The organism is Campylobacter sp. IFREMER_LSEM_CL1846 (assembly GCF_025772105.1).
In the GTDB taxonomy this organism is placed as follows: Bacteria; Campylobacterota; Campylobacteria; order Campylobacterales; family Campylobacteraceae; genus Campylobacter_D; species Campylobacter_D lari_D.
The window spans coordinates 22,183-36,846 of the sequence record NZ_JAKMRM010000008.1 but is presented as its reverse complement, the minus strand read 5'-3'; the positions used below and the strand labels follow the sequence as shown (position 1 = coordinate 36,846).

The window sequence follows — 14,664 nt, the reverse complement described above, 5'->3', positions numbered from 1 at the left end:
AAAATAACAAAAAAAAGGATTACTAAATGAGAGAAAAAACCGTATTTGAACTAATCGTAGAAGGAAAAATCCCTGCTAATAAAGTTTTAGAAAGTGAAAAATTTTTAGCTTTTCATGATATCAATCCTAAAGCACCTATTCATATTTTAATCATTCCAAAAGAACATTTTGAAAACTTTCAAGAATTAAGACCTGAATTAATGAGCGAAATGACACAATTTATCCAAGAACTAGCTACTCTTTTAGGACTTGATAAAAGTGGGTATAGATTAATCACAAATTGTGGAAAAAATAGCGGACAAGAAGTTTTTCATTTACATTTTCATATGTTAGGTGGATTTGAGCTTCCAAAAAATAAAGAAACCCAAATCAATCCTCAATCTTTATTCTAAAAAGAGCTAACTCTTTTTAGATAGCAGGACCAGCTAGTTTAAATTCTGCTCCTTCTTTTACATCTTCATAGCGTTTGAAATTTTCTATAAACATTTTTGCAAGCTTTAATTTAGTTTCTTCATAAGCTTTTTTATCCTCCCAAGTATTAACAGGGTTTAACAACTTACTTTCTACACCCGCTAATTCTTTTGGAACTGCAAGATTAAATAAATCATAGTTTTCAAACTCACAATTTTGTATGCTACCATCTAAAATCGCATTAATGCAAGCTCTAGTAGCTTTTATACTCATTCTTTTGCCTACACCATAAGCTCCACCGCTCCAACCGGTATTTACCAAATAAACATTCACATTATGCTTGCTGATTTTTTCGCCCAAAAGTTTTGCATAAACAGTTGGGTGTAATGGCAAAAACACTTCTCCAAAACAAGCCGAAAAAGTCGCAACAGGCTCAGTAATACCTCTTTCAGTTCCTGCTACTTTAGCAGTATAACCACTTAGAAAATAATACATTGCTTGTTCTTTACTAAGTTTACTAACCGGAGGTAAAACACCAAAAGCATCCGCTGAAAGGAAAATGATATTACTAGGATGACCTGCACTAAGGCTTGGCTCGTGATTTAAAATATGCTCTATCGGATAAGAAACTCTAGTATTTTCAGTTTTAGAACCATCATTAAAATCAACACTTAAATCATCTTTTAAAACTACATTTTCTAAAAGTGCATTTTGCTTTATAGCTCCATAAATTTCTGGCTCACTTTGAGGATCAAGATTGATACATTTTGCATAACAACCTCCTTCAAAATTAAACACACCCTCATCATCCCAACCATGCTCATCATCGCCTATTAATTTTCTTTTTGGATCAGTTGAAAGAGTAGTTTTACCTGTACCACTAAGCCCAAAGAAAAGCGCTACATCACCTTTTTCTCCAACATTAGCACTACAATGCATAGAAAGTTTATTTTCTAGTGGAAGCCAATAATTCATCATAGAAAAAATTCCTTTTTTCATCTCTCCACCATACCAAGTTCCACCAATTACTGCTATATTTTTTTCTATGTTAAAAATGACAAAAACCTCTGAATTTAAACCATCTTTTTTATAATCTTCATTAATACATTTGCAAGCATTATACACCACAAAATCAGGTTTAAACTCACTAAGTTCTTCTTCTTTTGGACGAATAAACATATTTTTTACAAAATGTGCTTGCCATGCAATTTGAGTTACAAAACGCACAGCTTTACGACTTTTTAACGAAGCTCCACAATATGCATCTTGGATATAAATATCACTATTACTAAGTTGTTTTTTAGCTTTTGCTAAAAGCTTTTCAAATAATTCCTCACTAATAGGCTGATTAATCTTACCCCAAGCAATGTATTTTTGCGAAGGATCTTGTTTTACAAAATATTTATCTTTAGGACTTCTTCCAGTAAAAATTCCTGTATCTACACTAAAGGTACCGTTTTTAGTACATACACCTTCATTGTTGTTTTTTTCGTGCTTTAAAAGCTCATCATAGCTAAGATTGTGAAAAACTTGTCCGATATTTTCTAAGCCTAAATTTTCTAAACCTTTCATCTTTACCTCCTTATTTATAAGTCATTAAAGCTTGACCTTCACTTACGCTCTCACCAGCATTTACTAAAAGCTCTGCAATTTCTCCATCTTTACTTGCATTAACCTCGATTTCCATTTTCATAGCTTCAAGTACAGCTACAACTTGACCTGCCTTTACACTATCATTTTCTTTAACTAAAATTTTAAATACATTTGCATTCATACTTGCAACAATAGCATTATCATTTACTTGAGTTTTTGCAACTTTTGCATTATCTGCACTTACTTTTACAGCACTTTTAACATTAACATCTCTATCAAAACCTGCACTTACTTCTACATGGTATTTGTTACCATTAACTGAAACGGTAAATTGATTTTCATCGATAAGACTTGATTTTAATTTGCTATTTTTTCTAACATTAACCTTAGCTTCGCCTTTTAAGAAAGCTATGCCTTTTTCTTTACAAGCTGCAACGATAAAAATATTTTCTTCACTTGTTTCTAAATTTTCTTTTTCTAATAAGTTTTTAATATAAGCTATACTTTTGCTCTCATCAACATCAGCAATATCTGTGGCTAATTTTGTAGTTGGTTCTAGTTTTAATTGCTCACTTGCAAGCTTAATTACTTCAGGATCTGGAGCAACGGGAGTTTTTCCAAAATATCCTAAAACCATTTTTCCATATCCATCTGCAATTTTTTTCCAAGGACCAAACATTACATTATTAAAAGCTTGCTGGAAATAAAACTGCGATACAGGAGTAACAGAAGTACCATAACCACCTTTTTCTACTACTTCTTGCATAGCTTTTATAACTTGAGGAAATTTATCTAAAATATTATTATCTCTCATCATTTGCGTATTAGCAGTTAATGCTCCACCTGGCATAGGTGAAAAAGGTATTAAAGGATTTACCGCCGTTGCTTCAGGTGGTAGAAAATAATCTTTTAAACAATCTTTTAATACTTCTTCGTATTTTAAAATTTTTTCTTCATCTAAACCAAGATCAAAATTGCTTCCTTTTAGAGCATGAAGCATTGTTAAAATATCAGGTTGAGAAGTACCACCACTAACAGGAGCTGCAGCTAAATCTATACCATCAACACCTGCTTCTAAAGCCGCTAAATAGCATGCTATGCTTACCCCTGCGGTTTCATGCGTATGTAATCTTATATGCATATTTTCAGGCAGGTTTTTTCTAGCCATTTTAATAACTTCATAAATTTTATTTGGATTTGAAGTTCCGCTTGCATCTTTAAAACAAATACTATCAAAAGGAATTTGAGCTTGTAGAATTTCTTTTAAAATTCTTTCATAAAATGGCACATCATGCGCACCTTTACATTTTGGAGGTAAATCCATTAAAGTAATGGTAATTTCATGTTTTAAACCATGTTTAACTATACATTCTCCACTAAATTTTAAATTATTTACATCATTTAATGCATCAAAATTTCTTATTGTAGTTGTGCCGTGTTTTGCAAACATTTTTGCATGCAAATTGATAATTTCTTTACTACCTGTATCAAGTGCTACGGTATTAACCCCTCTTGCAAGAGTTTGTAAATTTGCATCTTTTCCAACGATGGCTCTAAATTTGTCCATCATTTCAAAAGCATTTTCGTTCAAATAAAAAAATAAACTTTGGAATCTAGCTCCACCACCAAATTCAAAATGCTTAATATCTGCTTCTTTAGCTGCTTCTAGGGCAGGAAAAAAATCATTCATTAAAACTCTAGCACCATAAACAGATTGAAAACCATCCCTAAATGTGGTATCCATCACATCAATTAACTTTTTAGCCATAATTTTTCCTTATTTTTACATCTTTGCAATTATAACTCTACTTTCTTAAAAAATAAATTTATAAAATTTGATTTAACATAATGATAATAATCGCAATAGGTGCAACAAATCTAAGTAAAAAATACCATACTTCAAAAATACTTCTACTCATAAACTTAGAAAATAAATTGTAAATTTTTATTTTTTCCACAAAAAATCCTACGAAAATAGCACTTGCAATAGCTCCAAGTGGGAGCATAAAATTAGAAGTTAATTTATCTAAAATATCAAAAAAACTTAAACCAAAAAAACTAAAGCTAGCCCCATAATTAGCACTAAAAGATAAAATACAACTCATTCCCAAAAGAAAGACCACAAAGCCTATAAAAACCAAAGCTTTCTTTCTTGAAATTTTATATTCATTTACAAGATAAAAAGTAAAAGGTTCTATCATAGAAACTGCTGAAGTAATCCCTGCAAAAAATAAAGCTAAGAAAAAATAAAAAGCTAAAAAATGTCCAAAGATAGCACCTAAGTTGGAAAATAAAGTCGTTAAAGATATAAATACAAGCCCAGCTCCTTCTGCAGGATTAGCATTAAATTTAAATATAAAAGTAAATACAATAAGTCCCATCATCAAACCTATACTGATATTTAAAAGCACAATTATGGCCGAACTTGTAATTAAATTTGTATCGTCTTTTAAAGAGGCTGCATAAGTGGTAATACAACCTATACCTAAACATAAAGTAAAAAAAGCAAGACCTAAAGCTGTTAAAACAGAGTTTAAACTAAGCTTGGTAAAATCAGGATAAAACAAATAAACAAAAGCTTCCTTAAAACCATCTTGAAAAAAACAATATACTAGCATTAAAACAAGCATAATAAACAAACTTGGCATAATCCAAACATTAAGTTTTTCTATACCGCTTTTAACCCCTCTTGAAACAACAAACAAGGTAAGAAAAAAAGCAATTAAAAAATACAAACTACTTTCTAAAATACTATTTTGTATTAAATTTCCAAATAAAGCTCCTGCTTCTTGAGTATTACTAGGTAGATAATAAATCGAAGTTATCATATATTTTAAAACCCAACCCATAATAACAAGATAAAAAGATAATACAAAAATTCCACCGAGCATAAAAAATCCAGCAAATTTCCATTTTTGAGCATATTTAGTTGCTAAGCTTTTATAAGCATTTACAGGATCACTCTGACTTAATCTTCCCATAGCAATTTCAGCCAAAAATACACAAAATCCTATACTAATAGTCAAAAGTAAATACAAAAGTACAAAAGCAAAACCACCATTTTGGCCTACTAAGGTTGGAAATTTCCAAGCATTTCCAAGCCCTATAGCTCCACCTGCTACTGCTAATACAAAACCTATTTTAGAAAATTTATCATTCATTTTAATACCTTAGAAAAAAAGCTGTCTAGCCATAATTAAAATAACCGCTAATGGAGAAATGTATCTTAAAAAGATATACCAAATTTCAAAATATATCCCACGCATAAATGGGTAAAATAAAGTTTGTAAAGCTTCTTTTTTAAGCACAAAACCCACAAAAAATGCTGTAATTAAAGCAGAAATTGGCATTAATAAATTTTGTATGAAAAAGTCTAAAATATCAAAAAAACTTTTCCCAAAGAAATTTAAACTTGATGCACTTACATGATAAAAAGAAAGTATAGATAAACTTCCAAGAAAATAAACAATCATACCCACAAAAACCAAAGCTTTTTTTCTTGAAATTTGATAACGATTTATAAGATAAAAAGTAAAAGGTTCTATCATAGAAATAGCCGAAGTAATCCCTGCAAAAAATAAAGCTATAAAAAAGGCTATGGCTAAAACATTTCCCAAAAACCCTAACTTTGCAAAAAGCGTTGTTAATGATATAAATATAAGTCCTGGACCTTGTTGAGTAGGATCGGCTCCGAATTCAAATATAAAAGTAAATACAATAAGTCCCATCATCAAACCAATGATAGTATTAATAATGATAATATTTAAAGCACTGCTTATAAAATTTGTTTTATCGGGCAAACTTGCTGCATAAGTTAAAATCACACATACACCCAAAGACATACTAAAAAATGCAAGCCCTAGTGCATCTAATATAGAATTAACACTTAATTTTGAAAAATCAGGTACAAATAAAAACTCACTTGCTTTAGAAAAACCATCCATACTAAAAGAATATCCAAGCATTAAAATAAGCAGTATAAATAAGCTTGGCATCATCCAAACATTGAGTTTTTCTATACCACTTTTAACACCTTTTGATACTACATAAAAAATTACTATAAACACAAAAGTAAAACATATAAATTGAGATAAAACATCATTAGAAAGTAAATTTCCAAAAATAGCGCCTGCTTCATTTGTATCTTTAGGTAATTCAAAAAACCCAAAATAAGCATATTTTGCTATCCAACCTATAACAACACTATAAAAAGACACTAGAATAATAGCACCAAGCATAAAAAATCCTGCGAGCGACCATGCTCTTTTATTTTTTGGCGCTAAAGTATGATAAGCATTTACAGGATCTTTTTCACTAAGTTTTCCTATACTAAGTTCAGCTAAAAATATCACAAAAGCCACACCCAAGGTTAAAAGTAAATATACCACCACAAAAGCTGAACCGCCATTGTTACCCACTAAAGTTGGAAATTTCCAAGCATTTCCAAGTCCAACAGCTGAACCTGCTACCGCTAATACAAAGCCTATTTTAGAAAATTTTTCATTCATCTTTTAACCTTAAAAAAATAATTGTTTTGCCATGATTAAAATCACAGCTAAAGGCGAGATATATCTTACAAAAAAATACCAACACTCAAAGTATTTACCCCTCATATAAGGATAAAATAAAGTTTGTAAAGCTTCTTTTTTAAGCACAAAACCTACAAAGATTGCACCAAATAATCCACCTAAAGGCATCATTAAATTTGAAGCAATAAAATCTAATATATCAAAAAAACTTTTTCCAAAAAATTCTAAAGAATCTTTACTCCACTCAATTCCTGATAAAATACACAAACTTCCCAAAAAATACACAATGAAAGCTATAAAAATCAGAGCTTTTTTTCTTGTAAAATTATAAGAATTGATTAAATAAAAGGTTAAAGGTTCTATCATGGAAACTGCTGAAGTAATCCCTGCAAAAAACAAAGCTATAAAAAAAGCCACAGCTAAAATATTTCCCAAAGGTAAAAAGCCAATTGGGTCAATATTTGAAAACAAACTCATCAAAGACACAAAAATCAAACCTGGACCTTGTTGAGCTGGATCTCCATTAAATTCAAATATGAAAGTAAATACAATAAGTCCCATCATAATACCAATAATAATATTAATAATGATAATGTTAATAGTGCTTGTAATAAAATTTGTTTTATCAGATAAACTTGCAGAATAAGTTATAATTGAACCTACTCCAATAGATAAAGAAAAACAAGCAAGTCCCAATGCACTTAAAAATGCTCCTACACTAAGCTTAGAAAAGTCCGGAGAAAATAAAAACTCACTTGCTTTAGAAAAACCATCCATACTAAAAGAATATCCAAGCATTAAAATAAGTAGTATAAATAAGCTTGGCATCATCCAAACATTGAGTTTTTCTATACCACTTTTAACACCTTTTGATACTACATAAAAAATTACTATAAACACAAAAGTAAAACATATAAATTGAGATAAAACATCATTAGAAAGTAAATTTCCAAAAATAGCGCCACTTTCTTCTATACTTTTTGGTAAAGGAAAAAACCCAAAATAAGCATACTTAACAATCCATCCTATTATCACGCTATAAAAAGAAACAATCAAAATAGCACCTATTAAAGAAAAACCAACTATAGACCAAGCTCTTTTATGTTTTGGAGCTAAAGTATAATAGGCATTTACAGGATCTTTTTCACTAAGTTTTCCTATGCTAAGTTCAGCCAAAAATATTACAAACCCTACCCCCAAAGTCAAAAGCAAATATAAAAGTACAAAAGCTGAACCTCCATTTTGTCCTACCAAAGTTGGAAATTTCCAAGCATTTCCAAGTCCAACAGCTGAACCTGCTACCGCTAATACAAAGCCTATTTTAGAAAATTTTTCATTCATAAAGATAACCTTAATTTTATAAAACTATAAAAATTTTTAATGTAGCTAAAAAAAACTTTAATTTATTTTAAAATATATAATATTAATTTAAATTTCAATAATTTTAAAGTTATATTTGTATATAATTTTGCTTTTATAAATCACGAGTAGGGATACGCAAGCCGAAAGGATTTAAATTTTTACAAGGAAAAACTATGAAAAAAATCGTATTTTTAATGCTAGCTTTAAGCGGTTTTGCATTTGCGGCTGAAGGTTCTATGAATCAATGGTTAGCTTCTTTTTCTATCTTAGCAGCAGGTTTAGGACTTGGTGTTGCAGCTTTAGGTGGAGCTATCGGTATGGGTAATACTGCAGCAGCAACTATAGCAGGTACTGCTAGAAACCCTGGTCTTGGTGGTAAATTAATGACTACTATGTTTATTGCTTTAGCGATGATTGAAGCTCAAGTTATTTATGCGCTTGTTATTGCTCTTATCGCTCTTTATGCTAATCCATTCCAAGCATTAGTAGCAGCTTAAAATTTTCAAAGCCCTCTTATGGGGCTTATGCGGTTATGGTGGAATTGGTAGACACGCCATCTTGAGGGGGTGGTGCGCTCAGCGTGTGCGAGTTCAAATCTCGCTAACCGCACCATTTTTATTTTTTAAGGATTATCAAAACAAAATGACTTTCTATATTTTAGTCAGTGCAATAGCTTTTTTAATTCTTTTTTTTGCCGTAAAAAAATATACTCTAAAACTAGATGAACAAGCCTTACTTGAACCTATTAAAAATGATATTTATCCTGAATTTTGTGATCTAATTAACGAAGAGATAAGAAATATAAAAAATAATCTTTTACAAAATACCTTTACACTCCAAGATGAAAATTATAAAGATGAATTTTTAGAGAATTTAAGCAATATGAGTAGAAAACTTAATCATATCCAAACAATGAATTTAAGTAAAAGAAATAATGCTTTATGGGAAGAAACACTTTTTGGATTTTTAAAAGAGCTTGAAGAACTTAACAAACAATATCTAAATGACAATGAGAAAATTAACGATGAAATAAGAAATTCTCTCCAAGAAAAATTTTATAATTTAACAAAAAGCTAATATAAACAAATTATTTATTTTAAAAAGCACTATATAATTCCGAATTATTTTATAAAGGGGTTTTATGTTTATCAACAAGAAAAAAATTAATGAACAAATTACTCAATTAGAGCAATCTAATCAAGCTTTTCAAGATATACTTAATGCTATTAGCAAAACTATGGCCATGATAGAATTTCAAACAGATGGAACTATTATTAATGCTAATGAAAATTTTCTAAAAACTATGAATTACTCTTTAAATGAAATCAAAGGTAAACACCATAGTATGTTTTGTTTACCAGAGGTTGTAAAGTCGCAACGCTATGTTGATTTTTGGAGAGATTTAAAAAGTGGTATATCAAGAAATGGACTTTTTAGACGCATTGCAAAAGGCGGGAAAGATATTTATCTTGAAGCCAATTATCTTCCTATTTTAAACCAAAACAATGAAGTGTATAAGGTTATTAAATTTGCAAATGACATTACTCAAAGAAACTATGAAATGCTTGATCTAAAAAACACCATAGATGCCGCTAATCGTTCTATGGCTATTATTGAATTTAATCCTTATGGAGAGATTTTAAATGCTAATGAAAACTTCACTCAAACCATGGGTTATTCACTAAGTGAAATCAAAGGAAAACACCATAGTATGTTCTGCGAGGAAAAATTTAGGAATTCCAAAGAATATACAATTTTTTGGGAAGAGCTAAGAAGTGGTAAATTTCAATCAGGAAAATTCATACGCTTTGGTAAAAACAACAAACTAATCTATTTAGAAGCAAGTTATAATCCTATCAAAAATGATGATGGAGAAATTTACAAAGTTATTAAATTTGCAACAGATATTACCGAACAAGTTGTAAGAGATGAGGAAAAATTAAAGCTCATTAGTGAATTAGCTGAACAAAATGACAATCTCACTCAAGAGGGCGATAGTGTTATAGAAAATACGGTTCAAAATATTCAAGGCATTGCTGATATGATGAACAATAGTAGCAATCTCGTATCATCATTAAATGAGCAATCAGAAGAAATTAAAAATATTATTCAAACCATTAGCGATATAGCCGATCAAACCAATCTTTTAGCTCTAAATGCGGCTATTGAGGCAGCGCGTGCAGGTGAGCATGGTAGAGGTTTTGCTGTTGTTGCTGATGAAGTTAGAAATCTAGCTGAAAGAACTGGACATTCAGTAAATGAAATCACTACTACCATTAATTCTATCAGAAATGTAACAGCTGAAGTTGTACAAAGCATTAAAGATGGCTTAAGTGGCGTAAATCAAAGCGTGGATTTAGCCAAAGAAGCTAGAGAATGTATGGAAAAAATTAGAAATAGTTCAGCTCAAGTAGCTCAAGCTATGCAAGATAAATAAAAGTTTTTAGCTTAAAGGCTAAAAACTTTTCCTGCTATAAAACTTTTTTCTACCTTACCTTGCAAGATATCATTTGCATATAAACCTTCTCCATTAAAAGAAAGTTTTTCATCAAATACAACTAAATCAGCATCAAAACCAAGTTCTATTTTACCTTTATTTAATCCCAAAAATTGCGCTTGATTATAGCTTGTAAAATCACATAATTCTTTCCAAGTTAAGATACCTTCTTTTACTAAATATGTAAAACATAAACTCATATATATAGCTATGGCATTAACTCCAAAATCTGCTTCATCAAAAGCCAAATCTTTTTTAGTGTTAGGAGTATGCAAAGAACTTAAGAAAGTAATTTTCTTATCTTGAAGCAACTTTTTAAGATTTGCTACTTCATCTTTTGTTCTTAATGGAGGTAAAATTTTTGCTTGAGTGTTAAAATTTTCACAAGTACTTTCATCTTTGATTAAATGATGGATTGAAATTTCACTATATTGATCATGCAATAATTCAAACGATCTTGCAATTGCTAAAGAGCTAAAACAAGCTTTGTTTTTATAAAATTTCACTAGTTCTTTCATTTTTGCCACTTCACTAGTTTCAGCTATATCACTAATTCCTATAAGTCCTAATTCAAAGCTTATTTGTCCATCGTTCATCACTCCATGATCATCAAAACTCTCATCAAAACACTTTAAAAACACCGGAGTTGATTTCATATTAGCATATTGCATACATTGCCTTAAATAATTTGCACCCAAAGTACTTGAAAGCTCTAAGCCTTTTGCACCCATATCAATTAAGGTAGCAATATTTTTTAATTTTTCTGTTTTATCTAATACATTAATAGTAGGTAAAACATTAATATCTAAAGATTTTAATTTATCAAAATAAAGCGCATAGCCTTGAGTATTAGCTTCTAAACTATCTTTTAAAACAATAGTCCCTACCCCACCTTTTAAGCATGCTTTTTCAAGATCATATAATTTATCTATACTAAATTCATTATCAAGCAAACTAACATTTAAATCAATAAACGAAGGAAGTAAAGTTTTGCCTTCTATATCAACAATATACTCATCATCAATTAAATCATTAGCAATTTGAGTAATTTTCCCATCTTCTATTTTAAGATCAAGCTTTTGCTCGCCATAAATTTTTGCATTTTTGATGATCATGATATTTCCTCCTTTGATGACATCAAATCTTTCAAAGATTCCCAAGCATTCTTACCCTCTAGCATTAAGACTACTTCGTTAACAATCGGGGTATAAATTTGAAATTGTTTCGATAAAGAATGTATAGCATAAGCAGTTTGCACTCCTTCAGCTACCTCTCCAAGTTCCATTAAAATATCTTTTATATTTTTGTCACTAGCCAAATTCAAACCTACTCTATAATTTCTTGATAAGTTACTTGAAGCTGTTAAAAATAAATCTCCAGCTCCACTAAGCCCTAAAAATGTTTCTTCTTTAGCATTAAAAAATTGTCCAAAGCGGTGCATTTCCACTAAACCTCTTGAAACTAAAGAAGCTCTTGCATTATTGCCTAAATTTAAACCATCGCAAACTCCACTTGCAATTGCTAAAACATTCTTGTATGCACCACAAATTTCAGCACCTTTAACATCAGAACTTGTATAGGTTTTAATATAATTTGGAAAAAAACTTGCAAATTGATTACAAAGCTCTTGATTTTTACCACTAACAACCAAAGCACAAGGTTTTTTTTCTAAAACTTCACTTGCAAAAGAAGGACCACTTAAAAAACAAAGTCTATCACTACTTATAAACTCGCTAAAAACCTCATCCATAAATTTTAAACTTTTACAATCAATACCCTTAGAAGCTACAAGAATTTTTTGATTTAAATCTTTAAAATTATTTGCAAGCCATTCATGCATTCCTTGAGCATATAAAGCAAAAACTAAATATTCATATTCTAAAGCTTCTTTGGTACTAACAAAATAAGAAAGATCTTTTTCATGAAAAGAAGTTATTACGCATTCATTTTTAACGCTCAATGCATCATATAAAGCACTTCCCCATTTTCCTGCACCAACAACTGCTATTTTCATATTTAACCAAGTTTTGCTTTTAAAATTTCATTTACCTTAGCAGGATTAAATGCACCCTTACCTGCTTTCATTGCCTGACCGACAAAGAAACCAAAAAGTTTATCTTTACCACTTTTATATTCAGCTACTTTATCTTCATTGTTTGCTAAAATTTCATCAATAATCTTTTCAATAGCACCATCATCACTTACTTGTTTTAAACCAAGTTTTTCAATAGCATCATCAATTTCAACTTCTGTATTTTCAAATACATAAGCTAAAATATCCTTACCTGCTTTAGCACTAATAACACCTTCTTCTATACGTTTGATCAAAACAGCTAATTTTTCTTGTTTTATAGGTGAGTTTTCTATAGTCAATTCGCCTTTTAAAAGCCCCATTAACTCTGTCGTAAGCCAAGTAACACAAAGTTTTGGATTTAATTTTTGATTAATTAGATACTCAAAATATCTACAAAGCTCTAATGAAGAAACAATCACTTCACTATCACTTTCTTTAATACCCAATTCACTCACAAATCTAGCTTTTTTCTCATCAGGAAGTTCAGGTATATCTTGATTTAGCATTTCATCATCTAAAATTACAGGTAAAAGATCAGGATCAGGGAAATATCTATATTCAGCAGAATCTTCCTTACCTCTCATACTTCTAGTAACTAAATTAACCGTATCAAATAATCTTGTTTCTTGCACAACTTCTTGATCGTATTTTCCATCTTCCCAAGCTTCACTTTGGCGTTTTACTTCATACTCAATCGCCTTTTGAATAAAACGGAATGAATTTAAATTTTTAATCTCCACTCTAGTATAAAGCTTATCATCACCCTTTGGACGAATACTAACATTAGCATCACATCTAAAACTACCTTCTTGCATATTTGCATCTGAAATATCTAAAAATCTTATAATAGAATGTAATTTTTTCAAATAAGCCACTGCTTCATCGGAACTTCTAAGTTCAGGTTCACTGACAATTTCAAGCAAAGGCGTGCCTGCTCTATTTAAATCTACTTTTGAAAAATTACTCTCATGTATATTTTTTCCTGCATCTTCTTCTAAATGAGCCCTAGTGATACCTATGCGTTTATTTTCTCCATTTACATTGATAAATAACTCACCATTTTCCACTATAGGAATATCAAATTGCGAAATTTGATAAGCTTTTGGTAAATCAGGATAAAAATAATTTTTTCTATTAAAAATACTTTTTTTATTTATAGTTGCATTAACTGCTTTTCCAAATGCTATAGCTTTTTTTACCGCTTCTTGATTTAATACAGGTAAAGCACCTGGTAAAGCTAAACATGTTGGGCATACATTAGTATTTGATTTTTCTCCAAAAGAAGTCGCACATGAGCAAAAGATTTTTGTTTTTGTATTTAATTGTGCATGAACTTCAAGTCCTATAACAACTTCAAACATTAAAATTTTCCTTAGAATTTTTTGTTTATTCTAGCGTTTTTTATTTCAAAAAGAGTTTAAAAAAGAATAAAAGAAGAAGATTAAAAAAGAAAAAAGCAAAAAATATTTTTTGCTTTTTAAAAATTAATGATGCTCATCAACTACAGTTGCACCTGCTAAATAAACATAAGTTAAAATCATAAAAATAAAAGATTGTAAAAATGCCATAAAAGTTAAAAGCATATAAGCAGGTAATGGCGCAACCCAAGGCACAAGAGCTAAAATAACTGCTAAGAATAAATCATCTCCCTTGATATTACCAAATAAACGGAAAGATAAAGAAATAACTCTTGAAAAATGAGAAACCACTTCTATAGGAAACATCAAAGGTGCTAGAATTTTCACAGGTCCCATGAAATGTGCAAAATACTTAAAAAATCCTTGAGTTCTAATACCTTCAAAATGATAATACACAAATACTATAATAGCCAAAGAAGCACTAAAATTTAAACTTGCTGTTGGAGCTTCAAAACCAGGGATGATTCCTATAATATTACTAAAAAATACCATAAAACCTATAGTTGCAACTAAAGGTAAATATTTTCTAGCAGCTTCATCACTACCCATAGTATCCCTACCCATGCTTAAAATGCCTTCCATATAAGCTTCAGCCAAATTCTGACTACCTCTTGGGACAATTTGCATAGATCTTGTAGCAAGTTTTGCTAAAATCAAAGAAATCACAACCACTATACCCAAATGAAAAAAGTATGCAAAAGTGTGGCTAGACTCTATAAAAGAACTAAATAAAAATAAATCTTTCATTAAAAATCCTTAGCAGAATAAATATTTCAAAGC

13 protein-coding genes and 1 tRNA gene are annotated in these 14,664 nt (G+C 30.1%); 5 read left to right on the top strand and 9 right to left on the bottom strand.

What is annotated here, in order from left to right:
• Positions 1 to 26 precede the first annotated feature (26 nt).
• Complete coding sequence (locus L8W40_RS05045; RefSeq protein WP_220566684.1) at positions 27 to 392, top strand: histidine triad nucleotide-binding protein; 366 nt, start codon at positions 27 to 29, stop codon at positions 390 to 392.
• 16 nt (positions 393 to 408) lie between these two features.
• Here the strand turns inward: L8W40_RS05045 and pckA are convergent, their stop codons facing one another.
• Genes pckA through L8W40_RS05020 form a run of 5 tightly spaced genes read right to left on the bottom strand, consistent with a single transcriptional unit; the run spans position 409 to position 7,874 of the window.
• Entirely contained in the window at positions 409 to 1,983 is a 1,575-nt protein-coding gene (pckA, locus tag L8W40_RS05040) for a phosphoenolpyruvate carboxykinase (ATP) (RefSeq protein WP_263659753.1), read from the bottom strand.
• Positions 1,984 to 1,993: 10 nt separating this feature from the next.
• Complete coding sequence (locus L8W40_RS05035; protein WP_263664840.1) at positions 1,994 to 3,772, bottom strand: biotin/lipoyl-containing protein; 1,779 nt, start codon at positions 3,770 to 3,772, stop codon at positions 1,994 to 1,996.
• Between the two features lie 58 nt (positions 3,773 to 3,830).
• A complete protein-coding gene (locus tag L8W40_RS05030) occupies positions 3,831 to 5,165 on the bottom strand; it encodes a sodium-dependent transporter (protein WP_133319885.1) in 1,335 nt (444 codons plus the stop codon).
• Between the two features lie 9 nt (positions 5,166 to 5,174).
• On the bottom strand, positions 5,175 to 6,512 hold the full coding sequence (locus L8W40_RS05025; protein WP_263664839.1) for a sodium-dependent transporter: 1,338 nt from the start codon (positions 6,510 to 6,512) through the stop codon (positions 5,175 to 5,177).
• A gap of 9 nt (positions 6,513 to 6,521) precedes the next feature.
• Positions 6,522 to 7,874 (bottom strand): sodium-dependent transporter, encoded by a 1,353-nt coding sequence (locus L8W40_RS05020; protein ID WP_258108779.1) that lies wholly within the window; start codon positions 7,872 to 7,874, stop codon positions 6,522 to 6,524.
• Positions 7,875 to 8,068: 194 nt separating this feature from the next.
• Between L8W40_RS05020 and L8W40_RS05015 the strand changes: the two genes are divergently transcribed.
• From L8W40_RS05015 to L8W40_RS05000, 4 genes are all read left to right on the top strand, one after another.
• Positions 8,069 to 8,392 (top strand): F0F1 ATP synthase subunit C, encoded by a 324-nt coding sequence (locus tag L8W40_RS05015; RefSeq protein WP_012661906.1) that lies wholly within the window; start codon positions 8,069 to 8,071, stop codon positions 8,390 to 8,392.
• Positions 8,393 to 8,421: 29 nt separating this feature from the next.
• Positions 8,422 to 8,507 (top strand) — tRNA-Leu (locus L8W40_RS05010).
• Positions 8,508 to 8,537: 30 nt separating this feature from the next.
• Positions 8,538 to 8,972: a hypothetical protein gene (locus tag L8W40_RS05005; protein WP_133319691.1), complete on the top strand. Its 435-nt coding sequence runs from the start codon at positions 8,538 to 8,540 to the stop codon at positions 8,970 to 8,972.
• A 64-nt stretch (positions 8,973 to 9,036) separates the two neighbouring features.
• A complete protein-coding gene (locus L8W40_RS05000) occupies positions 9,037 to 10,332 on the top strand; it encodes a methyl-accepting chemotaxis protein (RefSeq protein ID WP_263664838.1) in 1,296 nt (431 codons plus the stop codon).
• 11 nt (positions 10,333 to 10,343) lie between these two features.
• Here the strand turns inward: L8W40_RS05000 and L8W40_RS04995 are convergent, their stop codons facing one another.
• The 4 genes from L8W40_RS04995 to L8W40_RS04980 form a co-directional block, all read right to left on the bottom strand.
• Positions 10,344 to 11,507, bottom strand: coding sequence for a metal-dependent hydrolase (locus L8W40_RS04995; RefSeq protein WP_263664837.1), 1,164 nt, complete (start codon positions 11,505 to 11,507; stop codon positions 10,344 to 10,346).
• Positions 11,504 to 12,406: an NAD(P)H-dependent glycerol-3-phosphate dehydrogenase gene (locus L8W40_RS04990; RefSeq protein ID WP_257928994.1), complete on the bottom strand. Its 903-nt coding sequence runs from the start codon at positions 12,404 to 12,406 to the stop codon at positions 11,504 to 11,506. The genes L8W40_RS04995 and L8W40_RS04990 overlap by 4 nt, the downstream gene beginning before the upstream one ends.
• A 2-nt stretch (positions 12,407 to 12,408) precedes the next feature.
• Positions 12,409 to 13,827, bottom strand: coding sequence for an Asp-tRNA(Asn)/Glu-tRNA(Gln) amidotransferase subunit GatB (gene gatB / locus L8W40_RS04985; RefSeq protein ID WP_133319695.1), 1,419 nt, complete (start codon positions 13,825 to 13,827; stop codon positions 12,409 to 12,411).
• A gap of 123 nt (positions 13,828 to 13,950) precedes the next feature.
• Positions 13,951 to 14,631 carry a F0F1 ATP synthase subunit A gene (locus L8W40_RS04980; RefSeq protein WP_263664836.1) on the bottom strand — a complete coding sequence of 227 codons (681 nt, stop codon included), beginning with the start codon at positions 14,629 to 14,631 and terminating at the stop codon, positions 13,951 to 13,953.
• Positions 14,632 to 14,664 lie beyond the last annotated feature (33 nt).

Bases quoted from the DNA above. Each gene is read 5' to 3' on its own strand.
- L8W40_RS05045 (WP_220566684.1), top strand. From the start codon at position 27: ATGAGAGAAAAAACCGTATTTGAACTAATCGTAGAAGGAAAAATCCCT.
- pckA (WP_263659753.1), bottom strand. From the start codon at position 1,983: ATGAAAGGTTTAGAAAATTTAGGCTTAGAAAATATCGGACAAGTTTTT.
- L8W40_RS05035 (WP_263664840.1), bottom strand. From the start codon at position 3,772: ATGGCTAAAAAGTTAATTGATGTGATGGATACCACATTTAGGGATGGT.
- L8W40_RS05030 (WP_133319885.1), bottom strand. From the start codon at position 5,165: ATGAATGATAAATTTTCTAAAATAGGTTTTGTATTAGCAGTAGCAGGT.
- L8W40_RS05025 (WP_263664839.1), bottom strand. From the start codon at position 6,512: ATGAATGAAAAATTTTCTAAAATAGGCTTTGTATTAGCGGTAGCAGGT.
- L8W40_RS05020 (WP_258108779.1), bottom strand. From the start codon at position 7,874: ATGAATGAAAAATTTTCTAAAATAGGCTTTGTATTAGCGGTAGCAGGT.
- L8W40_RS05015 (WP_012661906.1), top strand. From the start codon at position 8,069: ATGAAAAAAATCGTATTTTTAATGCTAGCTTTAAGCGGTTTTGCATTT.
- L8W40_RS05005 (WP_133319691.1), top strand. From the start codon at position 8,538: ATGACTTTCTATATTTTAGTCAGTGCAATAGCTTTTTTAATTCTTTTT.
- L8W40_RS05000 (WP_263664838.1), top strand. From the start codon at position 9,037: ATGTTTATCAACAAGAAAAAAATTAATGAACAAATTACTCAATTAGAG.
- L8W40_RS04995 (WP_263664837.1), bottom strand. From the start codon at position 11,507: ATGATCATCAAAAATGCAAAAATTTATGGCGAGCAAAAGCTTGATCTT.
- L8W40_RS04990 (WP_257928994.1), bottom strand. From the start codon at position 12,406: ATGAAAATAGCAGTTGTTGGTGCAGGAAAATGGGGAAGTGCTTTATAT.
- gatB (WP_133319695.1), bottom strand. From the start codon at position 13,827: ATGTTTGAAGTTGTTATAGGACTTGAAGTTCATGCACAATTAAATACA.
- L8W40_RS04980 (WP_263664836.1), bottom strand. From the start codon at position 14,631: ATGAAAGATTTATTTTTATTTAGTTCTTTTATAGAGTCTAGCCACACT.